Source organism: Streptomyces sp. NPDC040405, from assembly GCF_055595765.1.
Genome location: NZ_JBVIVI010000002.1, coordinates 363,057 through 388,497, shown reverse-complemented (window position 1 = coordinate 388,497; position 25,441 = coordinate 363,057). Strand labels below are relative to the sequence as shown.

The 25,441-nt window shown below is 73.5% G+C and carries 17 protein-coding genes; 9 read left to right on the top strand and 8 right to left on the bottom strand.

Translation table 11 applies throughout. The features are described from left to right. The first annotated feature begins 59 nt into the window (after window positions 1–59). A complete protein-coding gene (locus tag ACZ59A_RS09030; RefSeq protein ID WP_470955497.1) occupies window positions 60–1,019 on the top strand; it encodes a 1-aminocyclopropane-1-carboxylate deaminase/D-cysteine desulfhydrase in 960 nt (319 codons plus the stop codon). Between the two features lie 530 nt (window positions 1,020–1,549). Here ACZ59A_RS09030 and ACZ59A_RS09025 read toward each other — a convergent pair. Both ACZ59A_RS09025 and ligD read right to left on the bottom strand, forming a co-directional pair. Then, window positions 1,550–2,473, bottom strand: coding sequence for an ATP-dependent DNA ligase (locus ACZ59A_RS09025; protein WP_470955492.1), 924 nt, complete (start codon window positions 2,471–2,473; stop codon window positions 1,550–1,552). Then, window positions 2,470–3,366: a non-homologous end-joining DNA ligase gene (ligD, locus tag ACZ59A_RS09020; protein WP_470955489.1), complete on the bottom strand. Its 897-nt coding sequence runs from the start codon at window positions 3,364–3,366 to the stop codon at window positions 2,470–2,472. The genes ACZ59A_RS09025 and ligD overlap by 4 nt, the downstream gene beginning before the upstream one ends. A 30-nt stretch (window positions 3,367–3,396) precedes the next feature. Between ligD and ku the strand changes: the two genes are divergently transcribed. Then, the gene (gene ku / locus ACZ59A_RS09015; protein ID WP_470955486.1) at window positions 3,397–4,377 is read left to right on the top strand and encodes a non-homologous end joining protein Ku; all 981 of its coding nucleotides are present in this window, start codon (window positions 3,397–3,399) and stop codon (window positions 4,375–4,377) included. A 60-nt stretch (window positions 4,378–4,437) separates the two neighbouring features. Here the strand turns inward: ku and ACZ59A_RS09010 are convergent, their stop codons facing one another. After that, complete coding sequence (locus tag ACZ59A_RS09010; protein WP_470955481.1) at window positions 4,438–5,265, bottom strand: SDR family oxidoreductase; 828 nt, start codon at window positions 5,263–5,265, stop codon at window positions 4,438–4,440. Between the two features lie 78 nt (window positions 5,266–5,343). On the opposite strand from ACZ59A_RS09010, the gene ACZ59A_RS09005 reads away from it, so the two are divergent. After that, complete coding sequence (locus ACZ59A_RS09005) at window positions 5,344–5,994, top strand: TetR/AcrR family transcriptional regulator (protein ID WP_470955479.1); 651 nt, start codon at window positions 5,344–5,346, stop codon at window positions 5,992–5,994. A 24-nt stretch (window positions 5,995–6,018) separates the two neighbouring features. On the opposite strand, the gene ACZ59A_RS09000 is transcribed toward ACZ59A_RS09005, so the two are convergent. Next, window positions 6,019–7,488 carry a glycoside hydrolase gene (locus ACZ59A_RS09000; protein WP_470955477.1) on the bottom strand — a complete coding sequence of 490 codons (1,470 nt, stop codon included), beginning with the start codon at window positions 7,486–7,488 and terminating at the stop codon, window positions 6,019–6,021. Between the two features lie 247 nt (window positions 7,489–7,735). Between ACZ59A_RS09000 and otr(A) the strand changes: the two genes are divergently transcribed. Beyond that, window positions 7,736–9,631 carry a tetracycline resistance ribosomal protection protein Otr(A) gene (gene otr(A) / locus ACZ59A_RS08995; RefSeq protein ID WP_470955474.1) on the top strand — a complete coding sequence of 632 codons (1,896 nt, stop codon included), beginning with the start codon at window positions 7,736–7,738 and terminating at the stop codon, window positions 9,629–9,631. Between the two features lie 12 nt (window positions 9,632–9,643). Here otr(A) and ACZ59A_RS08990 read toward each other — a convergent pair whose 3' ends face one another. Together ACZ59A_RS08990 and ACZ59A_RS08985 are read right to left on the bottom strand one after the other, a co-directional pair. Then, window positions 9,644–11,239 (bottom strand): IPT/TIG domain-containing protein, encoded by a 1,596-nt coding sequence (locus ACZ59A_RS08990; RefSeq protein ID WP_470955469.1) that lies wholly within the window; start codon window positions 11,237–11,239, stop codon window positions 9,644–9,646. Window positions 11,240–11,275: 36 nt separating this feature from the next. Then, window positions 11,276–12,028, bottom strand: a complete 753-nt coding sequence (locus ACZ59A_RS08985; RefSeq protein ID WP_470955467.1) for an IPT/TIG domain-containing protein — start codon at window positions 12,026–12,028, stop codon at window positions 11,276–11,278. Window positions 12,029–12,588: 560 nt separating this feature from the next. Between ACZ59A_RS08985 and ACZ59A_RS08980 the strand changes: the two genes are divergently transcribed. The 5 genes from ACZ59A_RS08980 to ACZ59A_RS08960 are packed head-to-tail and all read left to right on the top strand — an operon-like array spanning window position 12,589 to window position 20,562. Continuing rightward, complete coding sequence (locus ACZ59A_RS08980; RefSeq protein ID WP_470955465.1) at window positions 12,589–14,250, top strand: S1 family peptidase; 1,662 nt, start codon at window positions 12,589–12,591, stop codon at window positions 14,248–14,250. Beyond that, a complete protein-coding gene (locus ACZ59A_RS08975; protein WP_470955463.1) occupies window positions 14,247–16,820 on the top strand; it encodes a serine/threonine-protein kinase in 2,574 nt (857 codons plus the stop codon). The genes ACZ59A_RS08980 and ACZ59A_RS08975 overlap by 4 nt, the downstream gene beginning before the upstream one ends. Before the next feature lie 45 nt (window positions 16,821–16,865). Then, window positions 16,866–18,347, top strand: coding sequence for a VWA domain-containing protein (locus tag ACZ59A_RS08970; RefSeq protein ID WP_470955460.1), 1,482 nt, complete (start codon window positions 16,866–16,868; stop codon window positions 18,345–18,347). After that, window positions 18,344–19,276 (top strand): hypothetical protein, encoded by a 933-nt coding sequence (locus ACZ59A_RS08965; protein WP_470955457.1) that lies wholly within the window; start codon window positions 18,344–18,346, stop codon window positions 19,274–19,276. The genes ACZ59A_RS08970 and ACZ59A_RS08965 overlap by 4 nt, the downstream gene beginning before the upstream one ends. Window positions 19,277–19,299: 23 nt before the next feature. Then, window positions 19,300–20,562: an ABC transporter substrate-binding protein gene (locus ACZ59A_RS08960; RefSeq protein WP_470955455.1), complete on the top strand. Its 1,263-nt coding sequence runs from the start codon at window positions 19,300–19,302 to the stop codon at window positions 20,560–20,562. Between the two features lie 4 nt (window positions 20,563–20,566). Here ACZ59A_RS08960 and ACZ59A_RS08955 read toward each other — a convergent pair whose 3' ends face one another. Both ACZ59A_RS08955 and ACZ59A_RS08950 read right to left on the bottom strand, forming a co-directional pair. After that, window positions 20,567–22,471: an MFS transporter gene (locus ACZ59A_RS08955; RefSeq protein ID WP_470955452.1), complete on the bottom strand. Its 1,905-nt coding sequence runs from the start codon at window positions 22,469–22,471 to the stop codon at window positions 20,567–20,569. Between the two features lie 187 nt (window positions 22,472–22,658). Further along, window positions 22,659–25,313, bottom strand: a complete 2,655-nt coding sequence (locus ACZ59A_RS08950; RefSeq protein WP_470955449.1) for a D-alanyl-D-alanine carboxypeptidase family protein — start codon at window positions 25,311–25,313, stop codon at window positions 22,659–22,661. Window positions 25,314–25,441 lie beyond the last annotated feature (128 nt).

Genomic DNA, 25,441 nt, shown 5'->3' with positions numbered 1-25,441 from the left:
CGGCCCGGCGACCCCCTCGACGCGTCACAGGGCGGTCAGCGGCGTCACGGCGCCGAGGGATGAACCAGACTGGACCGGTGAGACCGTCCGACCACACCAGCGCGCCCGCGCCCCGGCTGCCCTCGCCCTCGCAGGAACTGCACGACGAGTGGTTCGCGAGCCGGGGGCTGGAGCTGCGGCTGAAGCGGGACGACCTCATCCATCCCACCGTCCCCGGCAACAAGTGGCGCAAGCTCACGCCGAACCTGCGGGCCGCCGCCGAGCAGGGGCATACGCGGCTGCTCACCTTCGGCGGGGCGTACTCCAACCACATCCGCGCCGTCGCCGCGGCCGGGGCCGCGTGGGGGCTGTCCACGGTGGGGGTCATCCGGGGCGACGAGCTGGCGGACGCCCCGCGCAACTGGTCCCTCGCCCTCGCCGAGTCGTACGGCATGCGCCTGTCCTTCCTCGACCGGTCCGGCTACCGGGCGACCCTGCGCTCCCTCGACGACCCCCGCACGCTGCGGGAGCTGGAGGCGCGGTGGGGGCGGGCCTACGTCCTGCCGGAGGGCGGTACGAACGCGCTCGCCGCGCACGGCACCGCCGAGCTCGTCGCGGAACTGCCCGACCTGGGCGCGCGTGACCTCGTGTGCTGCGCGGTCGGCACGGGCGGCACGCTGGCCGGGATCGCCGCCGCGCTGCCGGAGGGCGCGCGGGCGGTGGGGTTCGCCGTGCTGAAGGGGGCGGACGGGTATCTGGAGGGCGAGGTGGCGGAGCTGCACCGGCTCGGGTGGGGACGGACGTTCGGCGACTGGCACATCGAGCACGGCTGGCACGGCGGCGGGTACGGGCGTATCCCGGCCGAGCTGGAGGCGTTCGCGGCCGGGTTCGAAGCGCGGCACGGGGTGCGGGTGGAGCGGCGGTACGTGGCGAAGATGCTGTGGGGCCTGTACGACCTGGCCGCCGCCGGAGCCCTCCCCCGGGGCACCCGGGTGACGGCGGTGGTCACCGGCCCCCCGGACCCTGCGGGGGCGGGGTAGCGAGCCTTTCCCCCACCCCGCCCCTTCCCGAAACCGGGGCTGCCGCCCCGGACCCCGACAACGCCCACCGCGGGCACGCGGGAGTCGGCGGCGCGCCCCGGGGCCGAGGCCGAGCGAGCAGGCGCGAGCCCCCGCGGGTGGCGGGGCCACGGCCGCCCGGCGCCCGGGGGCGGGACGAGGCGGACAGGCACCGGCCCCGAAGGGGGCAGGGCCAGTCAGGGCTGGGCCTCGGGCCCGGGGCATACCCGGCACGACCCCGGTAGCGCACCCCGCACGGGAGGTGCGGGCGGGCGCGGAGCCCGCAGGGGCAGGGCCACGGGGCCGCCCGGCGCTCGGGGCTGGGCCTCGGGCCCCGGGGCGCCCCCCGACGCGGGTCCCGGCAGGGGCCCCGCGCGGGAGTTGGGGGCGTGGCGCGCGATCCCGCAGGGGGCGGGGACGTGGCCCGGCGCTCGGGGCCGGGTCTCAGGCCCCCGCAGGAGTTGGCGGCGCGGGGACATGGCCCGGCGTTCGGGGTTGGGGCGCGGCGAGGGTCACTCGGGGACCCGTAGGCGGATTACTGCCGTTGCCGCGTGGCGGACCGTGCTTTCCTGGCGGACCTCCACCGTCAGGTTCGGTGTGATCGGTTGGTAGGCGATCCATGCGCCTACCGTGTCGATCGCCGTGGGCGGGGCGGTGTCCACCGGGGGCGGGGCTGGGAGGTCTCGTAGGGCCGTGGTGAGCTGGGCTCGGACCGCCGGGGTCAGGGGGCCGGAGACCACGGGGGTGTCATCGCCCGGCAGGACGAGGACCAGGGCGCGGGGGCGGAGGCGGGGGCCGACTACGCCGACGACCACGGCGTCCCGGGTCTCCGAGTGCCGCAGTTTCCGCCAGTGGCGTCCGGTCCGGTACGGCTGGTCGGGGCTCTTGATGACCAGCCCTTCGACGCCGATGGCCGGGAGCGCCTCGTACCAGGTGGCGGCCAGCTCCGGGTCCATCGTCATGGGGACGGCCTGGAGGGGTGGGCCGTACGGTTCGAGGAGGGCGACGAGGAGGGCGCGGCGTTCGGCGTACGGGCGGGGCCGCAGGTCGTCCGGGCCGCTCGCGAGGAGGTCGAACGCGGCGTAGGAGGCGGGGAGTTGGCTGGCCAGCCGCGCGGCGCGGGCCTCGGTCGCGGCCGCGGCGCGCTTCTGGACGGCGGCGAAGTCGGTGTGGCCGCCGACCCACACCACCACCTCCCCGTCGAGCACGGTGCCCACCGGGAGCCGTCGCGCGGCGGCGGCCAGGTCGGGGAAGGCGCGGGTGACGATGCGGCCCGAGCGGGCCTGCAGCTGCACCCCGTCCGCCAGCCGGAAGATCAGCAGCCGGTGGCCGTCGAACTTCGGCTCGTACGCGAACCGCCGCCCCGGCGCGGGCGTCGGCAGGGTCGGGACGGGGCGGGCGAGCGCCACCGGCACGGGTGGGGTCAGGGGGGTCATGGGGTGGCGGGCAGCGGATGGGCCCGTGCCGGGTCGAGGAGCGGGGCGAGCAGATCGCCGTGGCGGTCGAGGCGGGCGGGAAGGTCCTCAATGCGGAAGACCAGCCGCCCGGGGTCGTCGCACGCCTCCACTTCGTCCCAGGTCACGGGCGTGGAGACAGTCGGCTCCCGGCGGGCCCGGGGCGTGTAGGGGGCGGCGGTGGTCTTGGCGGCGGCGTTCTGGCTGAAGTCGACGAACACCTTGCCGGGCCGCAGGGAGCGCGTCATCTTCTGGATGGCCAGCCCGGGCAGGGCGGCGGCGGCCTCCGCCGCGAGCCGCCGGGCGTAGTGGGTGACCTGCCGGGACGGGACCGGTTCCAGCGGGGTCAGCAGATGCAGCCCCTTGGAGCCGCTGGTCTTGGCGTACGCGGCCAGCCCGTCCGCGCGCAGCCGCTCCCGCAGCCATACGGCGACGGCGCAGCACTCCACGATCGTGGCGGGCGGGCCGGGGTCGAGATCGAAGACCAGCCGGTCGGCGACGCCCGTCCCCTCGTCGGTCCGCCACATGGGCGCGTGGAACTCGACCACCAGGTTCGCCGCCCACATCAGCGAGGCCAGGTCCTGCACCAGCACCTGCCGCGCGGTCTCCCCCTCATGGCGGCTGACCTCGGCGGTCGTCACCCAGGAGGGGGTGCCGGGCGGCGGATTCTTGGTGAAGAACAGCTGGCCGTCCGGGCCGTCCGGGTAGCGCAGGAACGCGAGCGGGCGCCCCCGCAGATGGCCGAGCATCGCCCCGGCGGCCGACGCCAGGTAGTGCAGCAGCTCGCCCTTGGTGGTGCCGGTGGCCGGATGGATGACCTTGTCGAGGTTCCTGAGCGCGATCCGTCGCCCCTCCACCTCCGTGATCGGGGACATACGATAAGAATCTCACGAAAGGGATCAAGCATGCGATCTATCTGGAATGGGAACATTTCGTTCGGCCTGGTCAGCATCCCGATCAAGATGTATCCGGCGACCGAGGATCACTCGGTGTCCTTCCGGCAGATCCACACCGCCGACGGCGGCCGCATCCGGTATCGCAAGATCTGCGAGCTGGAGGACAAGCAGATCGACGCGGACGAGATCGGCAAGGCGTACGAGGATGCCGACGGTGCCCTGATCCCGATCACCGACGAGGACCTGGCAGCCCTGCCGCTGCCGACGACCCGCGCGCTGGAGATCGAGGCGTTCGTGAACGCCTCGGACATCGATCCGCTCCAGATGGGCGACGCGTACTACCTCGGCGCCAACGGCACCGCCGCCGCCAAGCCGTACGCCCTGCTCCGGGAGGCCCTCAAGCGCAGCGAGCGGGTCGCCATCACCAAGTACGCCCACCGCGGGCGGGAACGGCTCGGGATGCTGCGCGTCGTCGGCGACGCCATCGCCATGCACCGGCTGCTGTGGCCGGACGAGGTGCGCGAACCGGCGGGCGTGGCGCCCAAGGAGAAGGTCACGGTGAAACCGGCCGAGCTGGATCTCGCCGACACCCTGATGGCCACGCTCGGCGAGGTGGACCTGAGCGAACTGCACGACGAGTACCACGAGGCCCTGGAGGCCATGGTGGCCGCGAAGGTCTCCGGCGCCACCCCCACCGCCGAACCGGGCGAGCGCCCGGCCGGCGCCCAGGTCGTGGACCTGATGGCCGCCCTGAAGGACAGCGTCCGCAGCGCGAAGGAGGCCCGCGGCGAACCGGCCGAGGAGGAGAAGGCCACGGTCACCGAACTGACCGGCCGCAAGAAGGCCCCGGCCAAGAAGACCGCGGCGAAGAAGACGGCCGAGAAGAAGACGGCGGCCAAGAAGACCGCGGCGGCGAAGACCGCCGCCGCGAAGAAGCCCGGCACGAAGAAGACGGCGGCCAAGAAGCAGCCCGGCAAGCGGGGCGCCTGAAGCCGGGGGCGCGCGGCCGCGGCCACCCCCCGCCCGGCGCCCCCACCCGCGCTCAGCCGGTCAGCTGAAGGCGGGCGCGTGGTCCGCGGCCCACTGCGCGAACGTCCGCGGCGGGCGCCCCGTGATCCGCTCGACCTCCGGGGAGATCGCCTGCGGCCGGTCCACGCACGCCGCGAAGACCCGCAGCAGCGAGTCCGCGATCTCCGGCGTCATGAACCCGCCGATCAGCTGCTCCCGCGCCACCTCGGGCGGGATCTCCTCGTACCGCAGGGGGCGCCCGACGGCCTCGCCGATGATGCGCGCCTGGTCGGCGAAGGTCAGCGACTCCGGGCCGGTCAGCTCGGGCGTCTGGCCGACCAGGTCGTCGACGAGGAGGGCGCGGGCGGCGACGGCGCCCATGTCGGCCTCGTGGATGGGGGCCATGTGCGCTCCGGCGTACACACCCCGCACCACATCCCCGGCCTTGGCCTGCTCCACCCACTGGAAGGCGTTCGCCGCGAAGGCGCCCGGCCGCACATGGGTCCACTCCAGCCCGGTGCGCTCGACCTGGGCCTCCAGGTCGCGGTGCATGGCACCGATCGGGTTGCTCTGCGGGTCGGTGTCCTCCAGGACCGAGGACGAGGAGAGCGTCACGATGCGCCGCACCCCGCTCTCCTTGGCCCGCTCCAGCAGCTTCTCGGCGCCCAGCTGCCACGCCACCGCGGCGTGGAGGAAGAGCCCGGTGGCGCCCTCCAGCGGCAGGTCATCGGTCCGCGCCGCGCTCACGCCCGCGGGGAAGCTCGCGGTCCCGGGGTCACGGGTGAGCGCCCGGACCTCCGCGCCCGCGGCGGCCAGCTCCTTCACCACATGCGCGCCGACATTTCCGGTGGCACCCGTTACGACGATCATGATCTCTCTCCTACCTGCTCCTCATCGGCGTCTTCGAGGCCAGGTTCATCCAAACGGATGAAGTTGTCAAACATTTAGATGGCGTTAGCCTGGTCCGAGCACGACAAGCCGCATGAGGAGTTGAAGGACATGGAGGGGACGCCGAAGAGACCCCGCCGCGCCCCCGCGCCCGAAGAGCGCAAGCTGTGCCCGGAGCGCTCCCGGCGGCTGCTGCTGGAGGCCGCGCGGGACGAGTTCGCGCAGAAGGGGTTCGCGGGCGCCCGGGTCCAGGACATCGCGGACCGGGCGGGCGTCAACAAGCAGCTGATCGCGTACCACTTCGGCGGCAAGGAGGGCCTGCACCGGGAGCTGTGCCGCGAGTGGCTGAAGCGCGAGGAGACCTTCAACGACCCCGCGATCCCGCTCGACGAGCTGGTCGAGCACTATCTCCGCGAGGCCTTCGCCGACCCCCGGGCGACCCGGTTCAACGCCTGGTGCGGCCTTGACGACGCCGCGCCGGAGGAGGACCCGGAGGACCTCTCCGACCTGCGGCGCCGCCAGGCGGCGGGCGAGATCGCCGAGGACATCGACCCCGCCATGGCGATGCTGCTGTACGTCAGCCTGGTGACGGCGCCGATCGCGCTGCCGCACGCCGTGCGCCGCTTCTTCGACGCCGATCCGGAGTCGCCGGAGTTCCGCGAGCACTACGCGGAGCAGCTGCGCAGGATCGTCCGCCGCCTGGCGACGTAAGGCCGCCCGAGGGCGCCCCGGCCGCTACTCCGTCACCCCGTCGATCTGGAACGTCTGCACCGACTGTGCGGCGAACGGCACGCTCAGCCGCTTGCCGTCCAGCACCGTGTCCCGGCGCGCGGTGTACAGGTCGCCGCCGCCCGCGGTCTGGGTCGACCAGCGCGGCACGAGCCCGCCCGTACCGCCGCTGACCTGCCCGAACCGCGACAGGTCGAAGGTCATGTTCTGCGCGGCGCCGGGGTTGACGGCGACGAGCACGAGGCGGCGGGCGGCCGGGTCGTACGCCGCCACCGCGTGGTCCGAGCCGGTGGCCAGGATGCGCATGCCGGGGCGGATGTGCCGGGTGAACTGGGCCAGGACGTAGTACTTGGTCTGCACGGCGCCGGGCTGCGCGGTGTTCGGGTCGTAGTGGATGAGCGCCCAGCCCGCGCTGGGGTCCATCACCTGCCAGTAGGACCAGGCGGTCGGGTGCAGCCAGTTGAAGTCCAGGCAGAGGTTGGTGGCGAGGGTGAGGCCGGTGCCGTCCTTGTCGCCGGTCTCGGAGTTCCACAGCTTCTTGCCCGCGGCGCGCACGTCCGTGTACAGCAGGTCGCGGCGGCCGCCCGAGCCCTGGTAGCCGTGCACATTGACCTGGTCGACCAGGGCGCGGGTCGCGGAGTCGAAGGAGCCCCAGGTGGTGCGGGCAAGGTCGTAGCTGGTCTCGTCCGAGGCCGAGACGCGGGCCGCGGTGAGGCCGCGGCGGTCCAGCTCGGTGCGGAGGTGGCCGAGGACGGTGCGCTGTACGCCGGCGTCCATGTGGCAGCCCTCCTGTGTGCCGTCCGCCTTCCACCAGGCGGAGGAGGGTTCGTTGAACGGCTCGACGGTGGCGAAGCGGACGCCCCAGTGGTCCTGGGCGTAGCGGGCGGTGGTGGCGAGGTAGACGGCGAACTGCCGGTAGTTCCACGACTGGAGGTTGTTGCCGCCGTCCGCGGCGCCCGAGGGATTGTGGTTGAGGCACATCCACCACATGGGCGAATTGGAGAACAGCTCGGTGACGGCGCCGCGCTGGACGGCCTTGGTGAGCGCCGCGCGCTGGGGCGCGTCGGAGTTCCAGCGCCAGGCGGCGGAGGCCGGGTCCTCGCTGGACCAGTCGTGCCAGTAGCCCTCGATCTGCTTGAACCGGGGGATGTTGGGCGAGACGGCCATGGACTGGCCGCCCACGCCGGTCCAGGCGCAGCCGCCGAGGTTGTAGCGGGCGATGTTCAGGCCGAGGCCGGGGAGGGTGGTACCGGCGTACGCGGTGTTCTTGGTGGTGAAGAAGGCGTCGGCGAAGTCGTCCCGCTGCCCGAAGAGGTTGGCCCACCAGGCGAGCGAGGTCCCCCAGCCCTCCCAGCCCCCGTAGTCGGTGCCCGGGTCGACGGCGACGGATTCGTCGGCGTGGGCCGTGCCGGTGGTGAGTGCGGTGCCGAGCAGGGTCGCGCTTGCCGCGGTGAGGAGCGTTCTTCGTCGCACCATGTGTCCCTTCTGCCGCTTGGGGCCCCGTGGTCTGAAGCGTCGGGCGCGGAGAGGGAGTTGTCGAGAGGCATGACAGCGCTTTCTGCCGTCGGGGGCGGCGGCCCATAAATCGGTTGCTCGCAGCCCCGCCCCGCGCTCAGGATGTCCGCGACATTCCGCCGACAACGACAGGAGCATGCGATGCGCCGATTCCTCGGAACGACTCAAGGCCCCCGCCGGACGACCGTTTTCGAGGACATCACCACGCATGCACCAGAACCAGACCATCAACATCGGCGTGCTCGCCCATGTCGACGCCGGTAAGACCAGCCTCACCGAGCGGCTGCTGTTCGACGCGGGCGTCATCGACCGCCTCGGCAGCGTCGATTCCGGGGACACCCAGACCGATACGGGCGCCATCGAGCGGGAGCGCGGGATCACCGTGCGATCGGCCGTCGCCTCCTTCGGCGTCGGCGGCACCCAGGTCAATCTGATCGACACCCCCGGCCACTCCGACTTCATCGCCGAGGTCGAGCGGGCGCTCGGCGTGCTGGACGGGGCGGTGCTCGTGCTGTCCGCCGTCGAGGGCGTCCAGGCGCAGACCCGGGTGCTGATGAAGACGCTGCGGCGGCTGCGGTTGCCCGTACTGCTCTTCGTCAACAAGATCGACCGGGCAGGTGCCCGGCACTCGGAGCTGCTGGCGGACATCCGGCGGCTGCTGGCGCCGCACCTCGTGTCCCTCACGGACGTAACGGACCTGGGCACCCGGGCCGCGCGCACCGCGCCGCGGTCGCTGGACGACACCGGCGTACGCACCGAGATCGCCGAGGCGCTGGCGGAGACCGACGACGCGCTGCTCGCCCGGCTCGTGGACGGCTCGCTCCCCTCCCCCGCCGAGGTGCGCGCGGCGCTGGCCGCGGGGACGGCGGAGGGGCGGGCGTACCCGGTGTACTGCGGTTCGGCGCTGAGCGGGGAGGGCGTCGCGGCCCTCGTGGAGGGCGTCGTACGGCTCGTTCCGCCCGCCCGCGGCGTCGGTACGGCACCCCGGGGAGCCGTCTTCGCCGTCGAGCGGACGGCGGGCTCCGCCACCAAGACCGCCTATCTGCGGCTGTTCTCAGGCGAGCTGACCGTACGGCAGCACCTCACCCTGCACCGGCCCGGCGCCCGGCACAGCGGGCAGATCACCGCGCTGGAGGTCGTCGGCCGGGCCGGGACGCGGGTGCTGACCGCCGGGAACATCGCGCGGGTCAAGGGCCTTCCCGAGGTCCGCGTCGGCGACCGGCTGGGGGACTTCGACAACGGCGACGACCGGCCGCGGTTCGCCGCGCCCACCCTCCACACCCTCGTCCACGCCCGCGAACCCGGCCCCGCGGCCGCCGCCCGGCTGCACACCGCGCTGCTCGCCCTGGCCGACCAGGATCCGCTGATCCACGCCCGGGCGCTGCCCGGCGGCGCCACCTCGGTGCTGCTGTACGGCGAGGTCCAGAAGCAGATCATCGCGGCGACGCTCACCCAGGACTACGGCATCGAGGCCGACTTCGAGCCGAGCCGCCCGGTCCTGGTCGAGCGCCCGGCGGGGGTCGGCGAGGCGTGCTACGAGATGGCCCGGCGCGGCCATACGGGGCCGTGGGCGACGGTCGGGCTGCGCGTCGAGCCCGCCGCGACCGGGTCGGGGACGGTGTTCGGCTACGAGACCGAACTGGGCGCCCTGCCCCGGGCGTTCCACACCGCGATCGAGCAGACCGTGCACGACACGCTGCGCCGGGGCTCGCGCGGGCGGGCGGTCACGGACTGCCGGGTCACCCTGATCCGGTCGGGTTTCGACGCCCCGGTCAGCACCGCCGCCGACTTCCGGGGCGTCACCCCGGGGGTGCTGTGGCAGGCCCTGGAGCGGGCGGGGTGGCGGGTGTACGAGCCGTACCACGCCTTTGAGCTGGAGATCCCGGCCGATGTGCTCGCACCCGTCACCGCCCGGCTCGCCGCGGTCGGGGCGGACCTCGCGGAGAGCACGGGCGGTGGGGCGGGATGGCTGCTCACGGGGGAGATTCCGGTGCGGTCGGTGCACGAGTTCGAGCACGCGCTGCCGGGGCTGTCGCGGGGCGAGGGGGTGTGGCTCTCCCGCCCGTCCGGCGACCGGCCGCTCCCCGGCAGCGCCACCCGCTAGTTGTGGCCCTGGCTAGATGCCGGGTCCGTTGACGCGGGTGTAGGTCACGCTGTTGCTCGTGCCGCCCGGTGTCGTCACGGTGACGCTGACCGCCCCGGCCGACCCAGCCGGGGCGGTCGCCGTCACCCAGGTGTCCGACACGACCGTGAACGCGGCGGGCGTGGAGTCGAACTGGACCGCGCTCGTCGTGGTCAGGCCGGTGCCGAACAGGGTGACCGTGGTCCCGCCCTCCAGCGGGCCCGTGTTGGGGACCGCGCTGGTGAGGACGGGGACGGTGACGTAGGTGTAGGGGATGCCGTTGCTGGTGCCGCCCGGGCCGGTCACCGTCACCTGCACCGTCCCGGCACTCTGCGCCGGTGCCACGGCGTTGATCTGCGTCGCCGACACCACGGTGAACGACGTGGCGGCGACGGCGCCGAACATGACGGCCGTCGCGCCGAGCAGGTTCGTCCCCACGAGGGTGACGGCCGTGCCGCCGGACGCCGGGCCCAGGTTGGGGGTGACGGAGCTGAGGGTGGGGATGCCGACGTAGAAGTACGTGAGGCCGTTGCTCGTACCGCCCGGGCCGGTCACCGTGATCTGCACCGGACCGGCGCTCCCGGACGGCGCCACCGCCGTGATCTGCGTCGCCGACACCACGTTGAACGATGTCGCGGGAACCGCGCCGAAGCTCACCGCCGTGGCCCCGGTGAAGCCGGTACCGGTCAGCGTCACCGTATTGCCCCCGGCGACCGGGCCCGTGCTCGGCGAGACCGCGGTCAGCACGGGAGCCGCGACGGCCACATAGGTATAGGGGACGCCGTTGCTGGTACCACCCGGCCCGGTCACGGTCACCTGCACCGAACCGGCACTCCCGGGCGGCGCCACCGCCGTGATCTGCGTCGCCGACACCACCGTGAACGACGTCGCCAGCACCGCGCCGAACCGGACCGCCGTGGCCCCGGTGAAGCCGGTACCGGTCAGCGTCACCGTGTTGCCCCCGGCGACCGGGCCCTGACTCGGCGAGATCGCGGTCACCACGGGGGCGGGGACGGCCGTATAGGTATAGGTGAGGCCGTTGCTCGTGCCGCCCGGGCCGGTCACCGTGATCTGCACCGCACCGGCGCTTCCGGGCGGCGCCACCGCCGTGATCTGCGACGGCGACACCACGGTGAACGACGTGGCGAGCACCGAACCGAAGCGGACCGCCGTGACAGTGGCGAGACCACTGCCGGTCAGCGTCACCGTGTTGCCCCCGGCGGCCGGGCCCGTGTTCGGCGAGGCACCGCTCAGCACGGGGGCGGGGACGGCCGCGTAGCCGAACGCCACCCCGTTGCTCGTACCGCCCGGAGTGGTCACAGTGACCTGCACGGTGCCGGAGCCCGCCGGTGCGGTGGCGGTGATCTGGTTGGCGGAGACGACGGTGAAGGCCGGGGCGAGGGTGGTGCCGAACCGGACCGCCGTCGCCCCGTTCAAGTTGCTGCCGGTGATCGTCACGACGGTCCCGCCTCCGGGTGATCCGGAGGCGGGACTGACGGAGCTGACCACCGGAGGGGACGCCGCCATGGCCGCGGGCACGGCGGTTGCCGTGGTATCTGTCTGCGGGCCTGCGGCTTGAGGGGTGCTCAACGTGCTGCTCCTTCCGGCGGAACGTCCCAAGGGTGATCAGATACCGGGCCCGGCGAGGTACTGGTAGGGGGTCGCGGCGGTCGCGCTGCCCGCCGGGTTGGTGACCGTGACGTTGGCCGGGCCGGGCTGTCCGTCCGCCGTGGGCGGCGTGACCGCGGACAGGGTGGTGGGGCTGATGACGCTGAACGGAGCCGCGATGCCGCCGAAGGTGACCGACGTGGTGGTGTCCAGGTTGGTGCCGGTGATGGTCACCGCGGTGCCGCCGGAGGCCGGGCCGGAGGCGGGGGCGAAGGTGGTGATGGTGGGCACGTCGATGTAGGTGTAGGACAGCCCGTTGTTGGTGCCGCCCGCGGTGGTGACGCTGACCCCGACGGACCCGGCCGCGGCGCCCGCGGGCACGACGGCGGTGATGCTGCTGTCGGAGACGACGGTGGGCGTGACGGTGTTGGCGCCGAAGGCCACGGAGGTGGCCGTCGACAGACCGGTGCCGCTGATGGTGATGGTGTTGCCGCCCACGAGCGGCCCGGAGGAGCCGCTCAGGCCGGACTTGAAGGGCGCGCCGACGTAGAAGAACGTCAGCGGGTTGCTGGTGCCGCCCGGCGTGGTCACGGTCACCGGGACCGCGCCGGTGCCGGAGGGCGAGGTCACGGTGACGGACGTGGGCGTGTTGGCGGTGATCGTGGCGTTCTTGCTGCCGAACTTCACGGCGGAGGCGTTGGCGAGGTTCGTACCGGTGATGGTGACGGTCGTACCACCGCCGGTCGAGCCCTGATTCGGAGAGATGGGCATGGCGTGTGCTCCCTGCGGAAGACTGAGCCGGACCCGGAGGTCCGAAGAGCGGCCCGGAGACGGCTCAGAGGACGGAAAGGGAAGGGATGGAAGGACGGGCCGGGCGGGTCGGACCCGCTCGCGCTCGCAGGAGAATGCGATGTGCGCCGGCCGGGTCGTTGGGGACGCCCGCCCGGCCCCCTCGCTCGGTACGCCTGGCGCCCGGGACCGGCGAGGGTGCGGGAGCCTGGTTCGCCGGAAAACCGGCGGAGGCCATCCCGCACATTTTCAGTAATCCATCAGAATGAGTCCGTCCACAAGAAGTGTGACGTCGCATCACTCGAATGGCGGGGCGTGCGGCCACCGCAGGTCATCGCGGCCCTCGCGCCGGGCCCGCGAAGACCGCGCGGGAGCGCGTGGGCCGGGCCTTTCGCGGCCACTCAACCTTTCCCGTGACCCGTCGGAAGAAGGGGTCACTTCCGCACTCCGCGGGCGTATCCTCTTGCCACATGGGGGCGGACATGGGCATTCCCGTCAATGAGTCCTCCGCCGGGGGGTGTTGGCGGGTTCGCATCCGCGGCATGACCGGCGAGATCCTGGGCGCCGGAATCCTTCTGGGCGGCGACACCGTGCTGACGTGCGCCCATGTCATCCCGGACGACGGCCGCCCGGTGCCCGCGTCGCGGGTCCTCGTCGACCTCGTGCAGGTGCCCGACGCCGCCCCGGTGACCGCGCGCGTCGCCGCGGGCTGCTGGGTGCCCCGGCGCGCCGACGGATGCGGTGACATCGCGCTGCTGACGCTGGACCGCCCGCAGCCCGCCGAGCATGCCGTGCCCCTGTACCGGCTGTCGCCGGAGCCGCTGGGGCAGGTACGGAACCTGGGCTTCCCGGTCCACAACGACGACGGCACCTGGTTCTACGCGAAGATCGCCGGGCCCGTCGGCCCGCGTGCGGAGTGGCTGGAGCTGATCCCGGACTCCCCCGGGGACGTGGTGCGCCGCGGATGCAGCGGCGCCGGGGTGGAGGACGTCAAGACCGGCCATGTCATCGGGATGATCGTCAACCGCTACGACGACGCCCCCGGCATCCCCGCCGACGAGCGACGGCTGCGGTCGAACATGATCCACATCGAAACGGTGCTGCGTCACCTCCCGCTCGTCCACCGCTTCGTGGGCGGCGACCGGGTCGTCGACGCGCGGCTCGTCTCCCGGCTCACCTCCGGCGAAGCCGTCTTCCAGGACGTCCCGTTCGCACAGCGGCTCGCCCTGTGGCTGCGCCGCGCGTCCCTGGCCGGGCGGCGCGAGGGCATCGCGGACGTGGAGACGGTCGTCATCGCGCACGACGACAGCGGCCGCTACGAGGCGCTCAGCCGCGCCGTGACCCTCGCCGACCGCGAGCTGTCCGGGGGCGGCGACGACGAGGCGCTGTCCGCCGCGCCGCACGGCACGGTGCCGCCGCTGGGCAGCGTGGACCTGGCCATCGACGTCACCGGCCGCACCGACACGGAGGTGGCCCGCCGGGTCGCCGACCGGATGGATCTGCGCTCGCCCGGCGACGCCTCCCCGCTCAGCCGGATCCGGGCCAACGCCGTCCCGCTGACCGTCGTGGCCGTCGGGCTCGACCGGGCCGGCGACCCGGAGGCGCTGATCCGCTTCATGAAGCTCCTCGCCGACCGGGGCGCCCGGCTGATGCTGGTCTTCCGCGATCCGCACGCGCCCGGACTGCGGCTGGCCGAGCGGCTGTTCCGCCCCGCGCCGGAGCGGGTCGACGCCTGGCTGGACGAGCTGGCGGCCCGGGTCGCGGAGGCCACCGGGCTGGAGCGCGAGGCCACCGCGTCCGGGGCGCGCGCCGCGTCGGAACCGGCGGAGGCCCCGGCACTGCGCATCAACCTGACCCGGCTGCGGGGCGACCCCGAGCTGCGGACCCATCACATCGTCGCCAAGCTGGCCGCGTTCGAGCACGCGGTACGGGCCGTGCGGGAGCGCACCGAGGCGGCACTGCGCACGGCCGACGCCCGGCGCGACGAGGTCAAGGAGCTGAAGGGGCTGCTGAACGCGTACGCGGCGCTGCTAGGGGCGAAGGCCGCGTCGGAGCGCCGCGAGCTGTTCCCCCTCCAACGCGCCGCCCACCACGAGCTGACCGCGGTCCCCTGCGACGTGACGGCCGCCCGCCGCGCCGTAGAAGCCTTCGTCCAGGCCGTGCACGCGGCGCCGGGCGCCTCGCCGCACGAGGAGGCGCCGTGACGGCGGGCGCGGCGTGCGTCCGCGCGGACTGCCCCGGCGGGGGCCGAGGCCGGATCAACCCGCGCGGCTACTGCGCGGAGTGCGGCCGCAGACCCGCCCCCACCGCCCCGAACTCCGCCCCGCGCCCGGCCGCGGCCCGAGGCCAGGGCCCCCGAACAGGCACGGGACCCGGTGCAGACCGCAGCGCGGCCACCCGCGAGCCGCCGGGTCCCGGCCCCGACCCCGGTGCCGGGACGGGCACACCGCCCGGCACCGCCGCGGACGCGCGGCCCGGTGCAGGCCCCGGCCCCGCCACCGGCGCGGGCACCCGCGCCGCCACCGGGCCCCATACCGCCAACCGCAGCGGCAGCGCCGCCGGCAGTCTCCAATCCAGTGCGACCGCCGCCACCGACCGGGCCCGGCGCCGGGACGCGGCGCGGAAGTTCAGTCTGGGGGCCGCCGGGGACGGGTTGTTGGATCTGCCGCGCGTCGAACTGCCCTCCCTCACCGACCTCGTGCTCGACGACCCGCGGCCGCCGTCCCGCGGCCAGACCTGCGGGCGCCCGGGGTGCGAGGAGACCGTGGGCGCGCCGTACCACGGGGAGCCCGCGCTGTCGGCGGGGTACTGCCCGCGCTGCCGCCATCCGTTCGACTTCACCCCGCGGCTGCGCCCCGGGGATCTGCTGGGCGAGCAGTACAGGGTGATCGGCTGTGTCGCGTACGGCGGGCTCGGCTGGGTCTATCTCGCCGAGGACACCCAGCTCGACCAGCAGCCCGTCGCCATCAAGGGCCTGATCAACAACGAGGACGAGGCGGCGCTGCGGGCGGCGGTCGAGGAGCGCCGCTATCTGACGATGCTCGACCACCCCGGCATCGTGCGCATCATCAACTACGTCACCCAGCCCGAACCCGGGAGCGCCAGCGCCACCGGCTACATCGTGATGGAGTTCGTCGGCGGCATGACGCTCGCCCAGATACGGGACTGCATCAAGGACGCGATGCCGCCGTACGACGGGCCCCGGCTGTACGAGCACATCCTGGCGTACGGCTGCCTGGTGCTGCGCGCGGTCGGCTATCTGCACGGCGAGCGGCTGCTGTACTGCGACCTCAAGCCGAGCAACGTGATGCACTACGAGAGCCGGGTCAAGGTGATCGACCTGGGCGCGGTCCGGCGGCTCGGGCAGGAGAACAACGATCCGCCGGTCATCACCGAGGGGTTCGCCTCCCCCGAGTCGCTGCGGGGCGGTCCGCTCACCGAGCGCCATGACCTGTACGGCGTGGGCGCGACCCTGCGGTCGCTGTCCGACAAGGCGAGGCGGCCCGCCCAGGCGCCGCCCGGGCTGGGCGCCGAGTCGTACCGGCGGGTGCTGGCCCGCGCCACCGCCCGCGATCCGCGGCGGCGGTTCGGGTCGGCGGGCGAGATGTCCGAGCAGCTGTGGGGCGTGCTCCGGGAGATCCACGCGCTGCGGCTGCGCGAGGAACAGCCCGCGCCGTCCACGCTGTTCGCCCCGACCGCCGCGCTGCTGGACGCGGGCCTCGGCCGGATCCCGGGGCTCGAACACTGGCTGGACGGCGACGGCGATCCGCGCCGGGCCCTCGCGCACGGGCTACCGGCTCCGGAGCAGGTGCCGCCGGGGCTGCCGGTGCCGTTCCCGGACGCGGCCGACCCGGGCGCCGCCCTGCTCAACACCCCGACCGACAGCAGCCCGCGGCGGCTGATCGAGCAGCTGGGCGCGTTCCCGTACCCCTCGGCCGAGATCCGCTTCCGCACCTGCCGCGCCTATCTGGACCTGGGGATGCGGGACCGGGCGGACGCCGAGCTGACAGCCGCCGAGGAGATTATCGGCAGCGGCGCCCCGTACGACTGGCGGCCCGCCTGGCACCGCGCCCTGCTGCGGCTCGCGGGCGGCGCGGTGGCCGAGGCGCGGGGTGCGTTCGACGAGGTCTACAGCGCGCTGCCCGGCGAGTACGCACCCAAGCTGGCGCTGGGGTACTGCGCCGAGCACCTGGGCGACCACCAGGCAGCCAAGCGGTTCTACGAGGCGGTGTGGGAGCGCAACCGCTCCCAGGGCAGCGCCGCCTTCGGCCTGGCCCGGCTGCGGCTCGCCGCGGGCGACCGGGGCGGGGCGGCCGCCGTCCTCGACGGGGTCCCGAAGGTCTCGCGCCACTACGACGCCGCCCGGATCGCGACCGTACGGGTGCTCGCGGGGCGCATCGGCGAGGACCCGGGGGCGCGGCCCACCGACGAGGACCTGGTGGAGGTACTGACCCGGCTGCCGCGGCTGTATCTGGACGACGGGCGCGCCCAGGGGCAGGCCCGGGACCGGCTCACCGCGGAGGTGCTGGAGGCCGCGCTCGACCGGACGCCACACCAGCCGCACCGGCCACAACGGCCGCACCAGCCACACCGGGGCGCCGCAGACGAACCGGCGGACCCCGGGCTGCTGTTCGGCGAGGGGGACGACGAGCTGTCGGTGCGGTCGCGGCTCGAAGCCGTGCTGCGCCGACTGGCCCGGCAGGCGGACAGCCCCGAAGCGCTGGGGGTGCTGGTCGACCGCGCCAACGCCATCCGGCCGATGACCGGCGTCTGACAGCTACGAAAGCTCCGACCGGGGCACAGGGGGACAGGGGATCACATGAACCAGGACCATCCGCGGCGGGACGACGAGCCCGCCATCAGCCTGCGCGTGCACCAGAACAAGTACCTCCCGGCCCCCGCGGGCCGCGCCGAGATGCACGCCGTCATCAGCGTCGAGGCCCGGGGGCTGGGACCCGCCGCGGCCCGCACCGCCGCATCCGAGGTCATCGTCATCGACTGCTCCGGGTCGATGAGCTGGCCCCCGACGAAGATCGCGGCGGCCCGCCGGGCGACCGCGACCGCCGTCGGTGTCCTGCGCGACGGCACCCACTTCGCGATCATCGAGGGCACCGAACAGGCCCAGGTCGTCTACCCGTTCGCCGGTGGGATGGCCGTCGCGGGCCCCGACACCCGGGCCGCCGCCGCCCGCGTCGCCGCCCGGCTGCCCGCCATCGGCGGCACGGCCATCGGCGCCTGGCTGGACCTCGCCCGGCGGCTCCACCTCAGCCGCCCCGCCGCGATCCGGCACACCCTGCTGCTCACCGACGGCCGCAACGAGCATGACGCGGCCGGGTATCTGGACAAGGTGCTGGACGCCTGCACCCCGCACTTCACCTGCGACGCGCGCGGCATCGGCGACGGCTGGGACGCCACCGAGCTGAAGGAGATCGTGCGCAGGCTGCACGGCCGCGCCGACGCCGTACTGGACGACTCGGCGCTGGCCGCCGAGTTCGAGGCGATGACGCGCGCCTCCATGGCCAAGGCGCTGGCCGGGGTGCGGATCCGGGTCCGTACCCGGGCGGGCGGCCGCATCGGCTTCGTCAAGCAGGTGCACCCCACCCGGGCCGACCTCACCGGCGAGGGCACCCGGCCCGACGCGCGCACCTGGGAGTGCCGCACCGACGCCTGGGGCGACGAGTCCCGCGAGTTCCATCTGTGCGTACTCGCCGACCCCGAGGGCGATCCGGTGGGCGAGGACGTCGAACTGGCCGCCGTCGACCTCGTACTGGACGGTGACCTCGCGCTGGACGGAGGCGCGGAGCTTCCGCTGCCCGAAGCGCGGTCCGTGCTCGTCCAGTGGACCGACGACGTGCTGCTGTCCTCCCGCGTCGACCCCCGGCTGGCGCACTACGGGGCCGACTCCGACCTCGGCCACGCCATCACCGCGGGCTGCGACGCGTACGAGGCGGGCGACCGCGAGGAGGCCCGGCGGCAGTGGGGGCAGGCCGTCCGGCTCGCCCACGGGCTGGGCGGCGCCAAGATGCTGGAACGGCTGCGCGGACTGGTCCACATCGTCGACGCCGCCACCGGCGAGGTGCGGATCCGGGAGCCCATCCGGCCGCTGGACCTCAACTCGGCGATGATCGTGACCGAGGAGAGCGTCCGCTTCACCGGCGTCCCCGGCCTCCCCGGCACCGCCCCCGCCGCGGCCCCCACCGGCCCGGACCGGCTCTGCCCGTCCTGCGGCCGCAGCGCGCCCGCCACCGCCGCGTACTGCCAGAAGTGCGACACCCCGCTGCGCCCGGAGGAGGACTTATGAGCGGTACGCGCGCCTTCCTGGTCCGGCGGCTGACCGCGCTGCTCGTGGTCACGGCGGCGGCGGTGACCGTGCTGTTCGCGGCGTACTACGGGGTCAGCCGCAACTCCACGGCGGTCAGCACCCGGTCGACCCCGGCGATCCTCCAGGTGGCCGCCGCGATCGACGCCCTCCACGCCTCCAACGCCAAGGCCGAGCAGAGCCTCACCGGCCCCACCACCGACGTCGAGGGGCTCGGCGAGGACTACCGCAACGAACTGTCCACGGCCAACCAGAGCCTGGCCCAGGCCGTGAAGAGCACCACGGGCGGCAAGGTGGCCCGGCAGTCGCTGCTCACCATCACGGGGCTGGTCTCCTCGTACAGCGACATCATCGAGCAGGCGTATGTGAACCGCGCCGAGGACGATCTGCGCGATGCCTATCTGAGCTACGCCACGGCCATGCTCACCCGCGAACACGACGGCATCCTGGCCCGGCTGGGCACCGTGCAGGACGGGCAGCAGCGGGTGCTGCGGGCGCAGACCTCGTTCGGCTGGCTGCTGGCGTTCGCCTGGTGGGTGCTGGTGCCCGCGCTGTTCCTCACCCTCGGCGTGCTGCTCGTGCTCACCCAGCGCTATCTGCGGCACCGCTTCCGCCGCTTGGTCAACCCGTGGCTGGCCGCGGCGACCGCGCTGCTGATCGCGGTGGTGCCGCTGGCCGCCTTCACGCACCAGACCCAGCAGCGGCTGGTCGCGTCGGGGCACACCCTGCACCGGACCAACATCGGCTCCAGCGGCGGCGAGACCGCCCAGGAGGTGGCGGCGACCATGCGGGGCACCCATTGGCGGGCCGGGGCCGTCGGCTGGATCCCGCTGGGCGGCGCGGTCCTCGCGGCGCTGATCCTCATAGGGCTCCAGCCGCGCATCGACGAGTACCGGTTCCAGCCGCGATGAGCGCCCAGGGACGCTCCTGGAATGTGACCGCCGCGGTCCTCGGGCTGTGGCTGGTGGTGCTGTCCGCGGTCGGCGCGGGCGACACCGGCGGGCAGCGGTCACGCGGCAGCGTCAGCGTGCTGGCCACCTGGACCGGCGACGAGGGCGCGGCCTTCCGCGACCTGCTCCAGTCGTTCACCGACGCCTCCGGGATCCGGGTCGACTACCAGGGCACCACCGCGCTGCGCGAGGTGCTGTCCTCGGAGGTGAAGGCGGGCACCCCGCCCGACATCGCCGTCCTGCCCAGCCCGGGCGAACTGGCCACCTACGCGGACGCCCTGGTGCCGTTGCAGAAGGTGCTTCCCGCGAGCACGCTCGCCGCCTACGGCCCGCTGTGGAAGCCCGCACCGCGCGGGGACGGGGAGGTGTACGGCATCGCCGTCAAGACCGACCTGAAGAGCATCGTCTGGTACGACGCGGACCGCCACGACCGGCGCGAACTGCCCGCCCTCGCCGCCCGGGACGGCCAGTGGTGCGCCGGGATGGGCGGCGACGCGACCTCCGGCTGGCCGGGCACCGACTGGATCGAGGACATCCTGCTCCAGCAGCAGGGCAAGGCCGTCTACCAGGCGTGGGCGACCGGCGGCCTGGCCTGGACGGACCCCCGGATCGGGCGGGCCTGGCGGACCTGGGGCTCCCTGTTCGGGGCGGGCGCCGCGCGCACCGCGCTGCTCACGGACTTCCGGGACGCGGGCCGGAAGCTGTTCGCCGCACGGCCCCCGTGCGCGCTGGAGCACCAGGGCTCGTTCATCCGCGGCGGCTACCCGCCGAAGGACCGCGCCCATGCCTCCTTCGACTTCTCCACCGGGCTGATCCCCGGCGCCGACCGCCGCACCACCGCCCGGGAGGTGTCCGCGGACTTCGCCGCGATGTTCCACGAGACCCCGCAGTCGCGGCAGCTCCTGGCCTACCTCGCCTCGGCCGAGGCCCAGACGGAGTGGGCGGAGAACACCCCGAGCGGCCGCACCCGGCCCTTCTTCGCCAACGGCAAGGTACCGATCGAGGTGCGGCCCGCCGACGGCGTGGCCCGGCGGATCGCCCGCGCGCTCCGGGACTCCGGCTCGCTGTGCCTGGACGCGTCCGACGCCATGCCGACCCGGATGCGGCTGGCCTTCCAGCGCGCCGCCCTGGCCTACCTGAGCGATGTCGGCCAGGGCCCGGACGCGCTGCTGACCAGCCTGGAGAAGGTCCGTACGGATCTGCGCCGGGAGCGCGGACGGCCCTGGCTGTCCACCGTCTGCGGGTGAGGCCCTACGGCAGCATCTCGTTCGGGCAGGGCGTGCCGCGCGGCAGCTGGTACTTGCCCGCTATCCGGTAGGTGCCCGCGCGCGGCGCGTGCAGCACGGTCCACTCGTCCTCCGGCTGGCCCGCCTCGGCGTCCTCGACCTGCTTGGTCAGACAGCCCTGGCGGTTGACCGGCAGGTCCTCGTGCGAGTCGGACTGCGGCGCGTGGACGCTGCGCCCCTTGGAGTCGACCAGGCCCAGCCACGGCGAGTACGGGATGCGGATCAGAACCGGTCCGCGCTCGCGCACCTTCAGCACCAGCTGGTCGGCGCCCGCCCGCTCCACGGTGGCCGGGGGGTCGGCGAGCTGCGTGGGGTCCTTGACCTCGTACAGCTTCCAGTTGGCGTCCGACCACACCTGCTTCAGATACGGCAGGTCGGTGCCCTGCAACAGCCGGGACTCCTTCTCGGCCCCCTTGTCCGGGTTGTCGGCGGGCAGCACCACGAAGTGCACCGCCCAGCGCTTGAGCCACTCGTGGTAGGTCGCCGGAGTGAGGGTGTTCTCGCCGTAGAAGATCGGGTTGCGGTCCAGGTCCCGCTGCCGGTTCCAGCCGCGCGCCAGGTTGACGTACGGGGAGAGCGCCGAGGACTCGCGGTGGCTGCGCACCGGCACCACCTCGACCCGGCCCCGGTCGGCGTCCACCCGCTTCAGCCGGTCCACCAGCGGCGCCAGCTCACGGGCCCAGGACGCCGAGGGGGTGGTGTGGATGACGTCGTCGCCGGTCTTGACGAGCTGCCACACCGTGATCGTCGTGAGCGCCAGCACCAGCGCGGTCCACCGCTTCCCGGCCCGCGTGGTGCGCCACTCGCCGGGGGCGGGCCGGATGCGGCGCTCGCTCAGCGCGGCGATCACCACCACGCCGCCGAAGATCATGCCCAGCCGGGCGATGTTGGTGCCGATCTGGGAGGGGATCAGCCAGGTGAGCACCACTCCGAGCGAGTACAGCGCCGCGCCGACCCGCACCGTGCGCCAGTCGGCCGGGGACAGCAGCCAGGCGGTGAGTCCGGCGGTGAGCGGCAGCACCGCCGAGCCGAAGGACATCGGCTGCTCGCCGGAGAACGGGAACAGCCACGCGGACAGCGCGACCACCAGCGTCGGGGTGACGCCGAGCGCATACGCCGCCGGGCGCCGCTTGGTCAGCCACAGCGCGGCCGCCACCATCCCCACGAACAGGCCCGCCACCGGGCTGGCCATGGTCGACATCGCGGACAGCAGGGCGGCCAGCAGGAACCGCCCGGTCCGGTGGTGCCAGTGCCGGGACCGCCACCGCACCGGCCACGCGAAGATCACCGCGACCGCTGCCAGGCCGAACATCGCGCCGAGCCCGAAGGTCACCCGGCCCGAGATCGCGTTGCAGACCAGCGCGAACGCCCCGTACATGGCGGGCCACATCGGCCGCGCCACCGAACGGCTGCGGACCAGCAGCAGGGCGAGCAGCCCCGCGGACAGCGTCCCGGCGATCACCATGGTCGACCGCACGCCGAGGACCGCCATCAGATACGGCGAGATGACGCTGTACGACACCGGGTGCATCCCGCCGTACCAGGCCAGGTTGTACGCCGAGTCGGGGTGCTGGAGCGCGAACTCCGCCCAGGCGTCCTGCGCGGCCAGGTCGCCGCCGCTGTTCGCGAGCAGCGCCACCCACAGCAGGTGCAGCACCGCGGCGGCGGCCAGCGCGGCGGGCACCGGGCGGCGCAGCGCGAACCAGGCGCGGTGGAACACCCCTGCCCGGTCGGCCGCCTCGTCTCCGGGGGCCGCCTTCGGCTCGTCCGGCTCGGTGGGGTGGCGCTGCGCGGGCAGGCGTATTCGCGCCGCGGTGCTCTCCTCCGAGCTGCCGTTCTTGTCGGCCCGTGTCGGATCCACGGTGGTCACCTTGGCTCTCCCCGTCTCCCCCGAGGTCTGCCCCTGTTCATCTTTTCAACCCTGTACCGGTTCCCCACGGTTCGCCTTGGTCGGGGCGAGTCAGGGTCGGGGGACATCATGCGACGCTAGCACGCAAGGCGGTTCGTGACCGGCTACGGACACCGGCGCGGCTCCCGCGCCGGTGTCCCCGCCCGGGTCAGGAGATACGGGTCAGCTTGGCCCCGAAGGACGGCTCGGACAAGTCGTTTTGCAGCGCCACCGGCGCCTTGACCTGACCGGGACCGGTGCCCACGGTCACCTCGCCGACGACGGCACCCGCCTTCGCCGAGTGCGGAATGGTTTTGCCACCGTCACCGATCTTGATGTCGACGTTCAGCCCGGCCCAGCCGACCGCCTTCAGGTCTTTGGTGGCGACGACCGGCGTCGTACCGCCCAGGCCGTCGTCCACCTGACCGACGACATCGCCCTTCTTGATGACGGTCGCCGAGGTCAGGGCGTCCTGCACGGTGCTGATCAGCTTGTAGCTCTCCGTCTGGGCGAGCTGGAGGCTGGCGTCCAGCGTGGTGGGCGCGCGCTGTTCGAGCACGACACCGAGAATCCGCTGCTTCTTGCCGTCGATCGTCCGCACCGCGCCCCACATCAGCGCACCGCCCGCCGGAGTCGACGAACCGGTCTTGATGCCGATCACCCCGGGCTTCACCAGCAGATTGTTGTTGTTGTAGATCTTGCCGTCGAGACCGGGGATCTCGGTGTTGGGCGTCGCCACGACCTCCCGGAACGCATCCGACCCCATCGCCGCCTTGGCCAGCTTGAGCTGGTCCTCCGCGGTGGACTTGGTGGACTCCTTGAGCCCACTGGGGTCCGTGTAGGTCGTGTTCTTCATGCCCAGGCTCTTGGCCGCGTCGTTCATCTTCTTGGTGAACGCGTCCAGCGACCCCGCATCCCAGCGGGCCAGCAGCCGGGCGATGTTGTTGCTGGAGTTGATCAGCAGCAGCTGGAGCAGCTGGTGCTGGGTGAAGCTCTGCCCCTCCTTGACCGACGCCCGCGACTCGTCGGCGGAACTCGACTCGTCGGCCGCCGTCTTGTCGATCTTGATGCGCGGGCCCTCCGCACCGGCCTTCAGCGGATGGTCCTTGAGCACCACGTAGGCCGTCATCACCTTGGTGACACTGGCGATCGGCACCGGCTTCTGCGCCCCCGACGTGCCCAGGCTGCCCACGCCCTCGACCGCGGCCGCGGACTGGCCCTCGCCGGACCACGGCATGTCCAGCTTGTCGCCCTTGAACGCGTACGACTCGTCGGCCGTCAGCTTCAGCTGCGGTTCCGGCAGCGGCCGCACCGCCTGCGCGATCCCCAGCAGCACGACGAGCAGGATCGCCAGCGGCGTCCAGATCTTGACCCGCCGCACCGCAGTCCGCACCGGCGTCTCCGGCTTGGGCGGCTTGTTCGTCAGCTGCGCCAGCAGATCGAGCGGCGCGGGCTGCTTCCCGTCCGGCGTCTGCGGCGGCAGCGGCTGCTGCTTGGTGCGCTCGGTCTCCGGCACGTCGGCCGGTTTGGCAGGTGCGGTGTCCGGCTTCGCCGGTGCCTTGGCCTCCGGCTTGGCCTTCGCGGGCGCGGGGGCATCGGCGGAACGCAGCGGTACGAACTTGCTGGTGCGCTCGTTCTCGCCCTCGGACGGCTTGGTGCCCTTGCCGTCCTTGCCGCCCTTGCTGTCCTTGTCGCGCTTGTCGCCGTCGAGCGCCTTGATTGCGGTGGTCGGCTGGTCGACGTCCTTCTTCTTCTCCGGCAGCACGCCGAACGCGGCGGTGGGCCGGTCCTTCTTGTCCTCCACCTTGGGCGCGCGGAAGACGGCGGTCTTCTGGTCGACGGACGGACGCGACGGCTTGTCATCGTCCGGCGCGGCCTTCGCGGCGTCGTCACCCTCGTCGTCATCGGCCCCGGCCCAAGCCGGACGCCGCGCACCGGAGGCGGCCTTGTCACCGGCCTTGGCGTCGTGGGCCTTGGCGTCCTTGGAGCCGGAGGCCGATGCGGTGTCGTCGGCGTCGGCCTCCGAGGAGGACGCGCCCTCGGCGTCGTCGTCGCCATCGTCGGCGCCCGACGTCGCTTCAGCCGTCCCCTTGGCGTCGGACACACCCGCGTCGGCCTCGGGGGACACCTCCGCCGTGCGGAACACCGCGGTCTTCCGGTCGACCGGCCCGTCCGATGACGTGTCGCCGGACGCGGCGTCGTCGTCGCTCCCGGCGTCGGAGGCGTCGGCGTCGTCCGCGTCCTTGCCCTTGGCGCCGGAGGGCGCGCCCGACGTACGGGCGGCCTCATCGCCACCGGACTCGGCGTCCGCGTCCGCATCCGCGTCCGCGTCCGGTTCGTCGGACGCGACCCAGGCCGCGACGGCCTCCCGCAGGCGGCTGTCACTTCCCTCCGGCTTATCGGTTTCGCCGGATTCGCCGGATTCATCCGACTTGTCCGCCGCATCCGACGAGGGCGCCTCGTCCTTGGGGCGGACCGGCAGGCCCGACGCGGTCTCCGCGTCGGGCTCCGACCCCGGCCTCGACTCCGCCTCCGCTTCGGCCGATTCACTGTCTTCGCTTTCGCGAACATCAGACGCATCGTCGTCGCCCGCGGCATCCGGGCGCTCCGATTCCGGTTCCGCGGAGGCCGCGCCGGACGCGGCGCCGGACTCCTCGGGAGCCGACTCGGGCGCATCCTCGGCGTCCTCGGCGACGGCGACCGTCGACCGGCCGCCGTCGGCCTCCCCCTCGCGGAAGGCCGTGAGCCGCGGATCGCGTGCTCCCCTGGCCGTCTCCCCCGACGACTTCTGCTGATCCGACTTGCCGGGGGACTCGCCCGCCACCGATGCCTCCTCGATACGTCACACGGGACGCCGGGCGCCTCCTGGCGCCGCGTCCCGCATTACAACCATCAACCAGTGTCCTGTGTGCCCGGCGTGCAGACGTGCAACGCCACCGCCGGAGAGCGCCT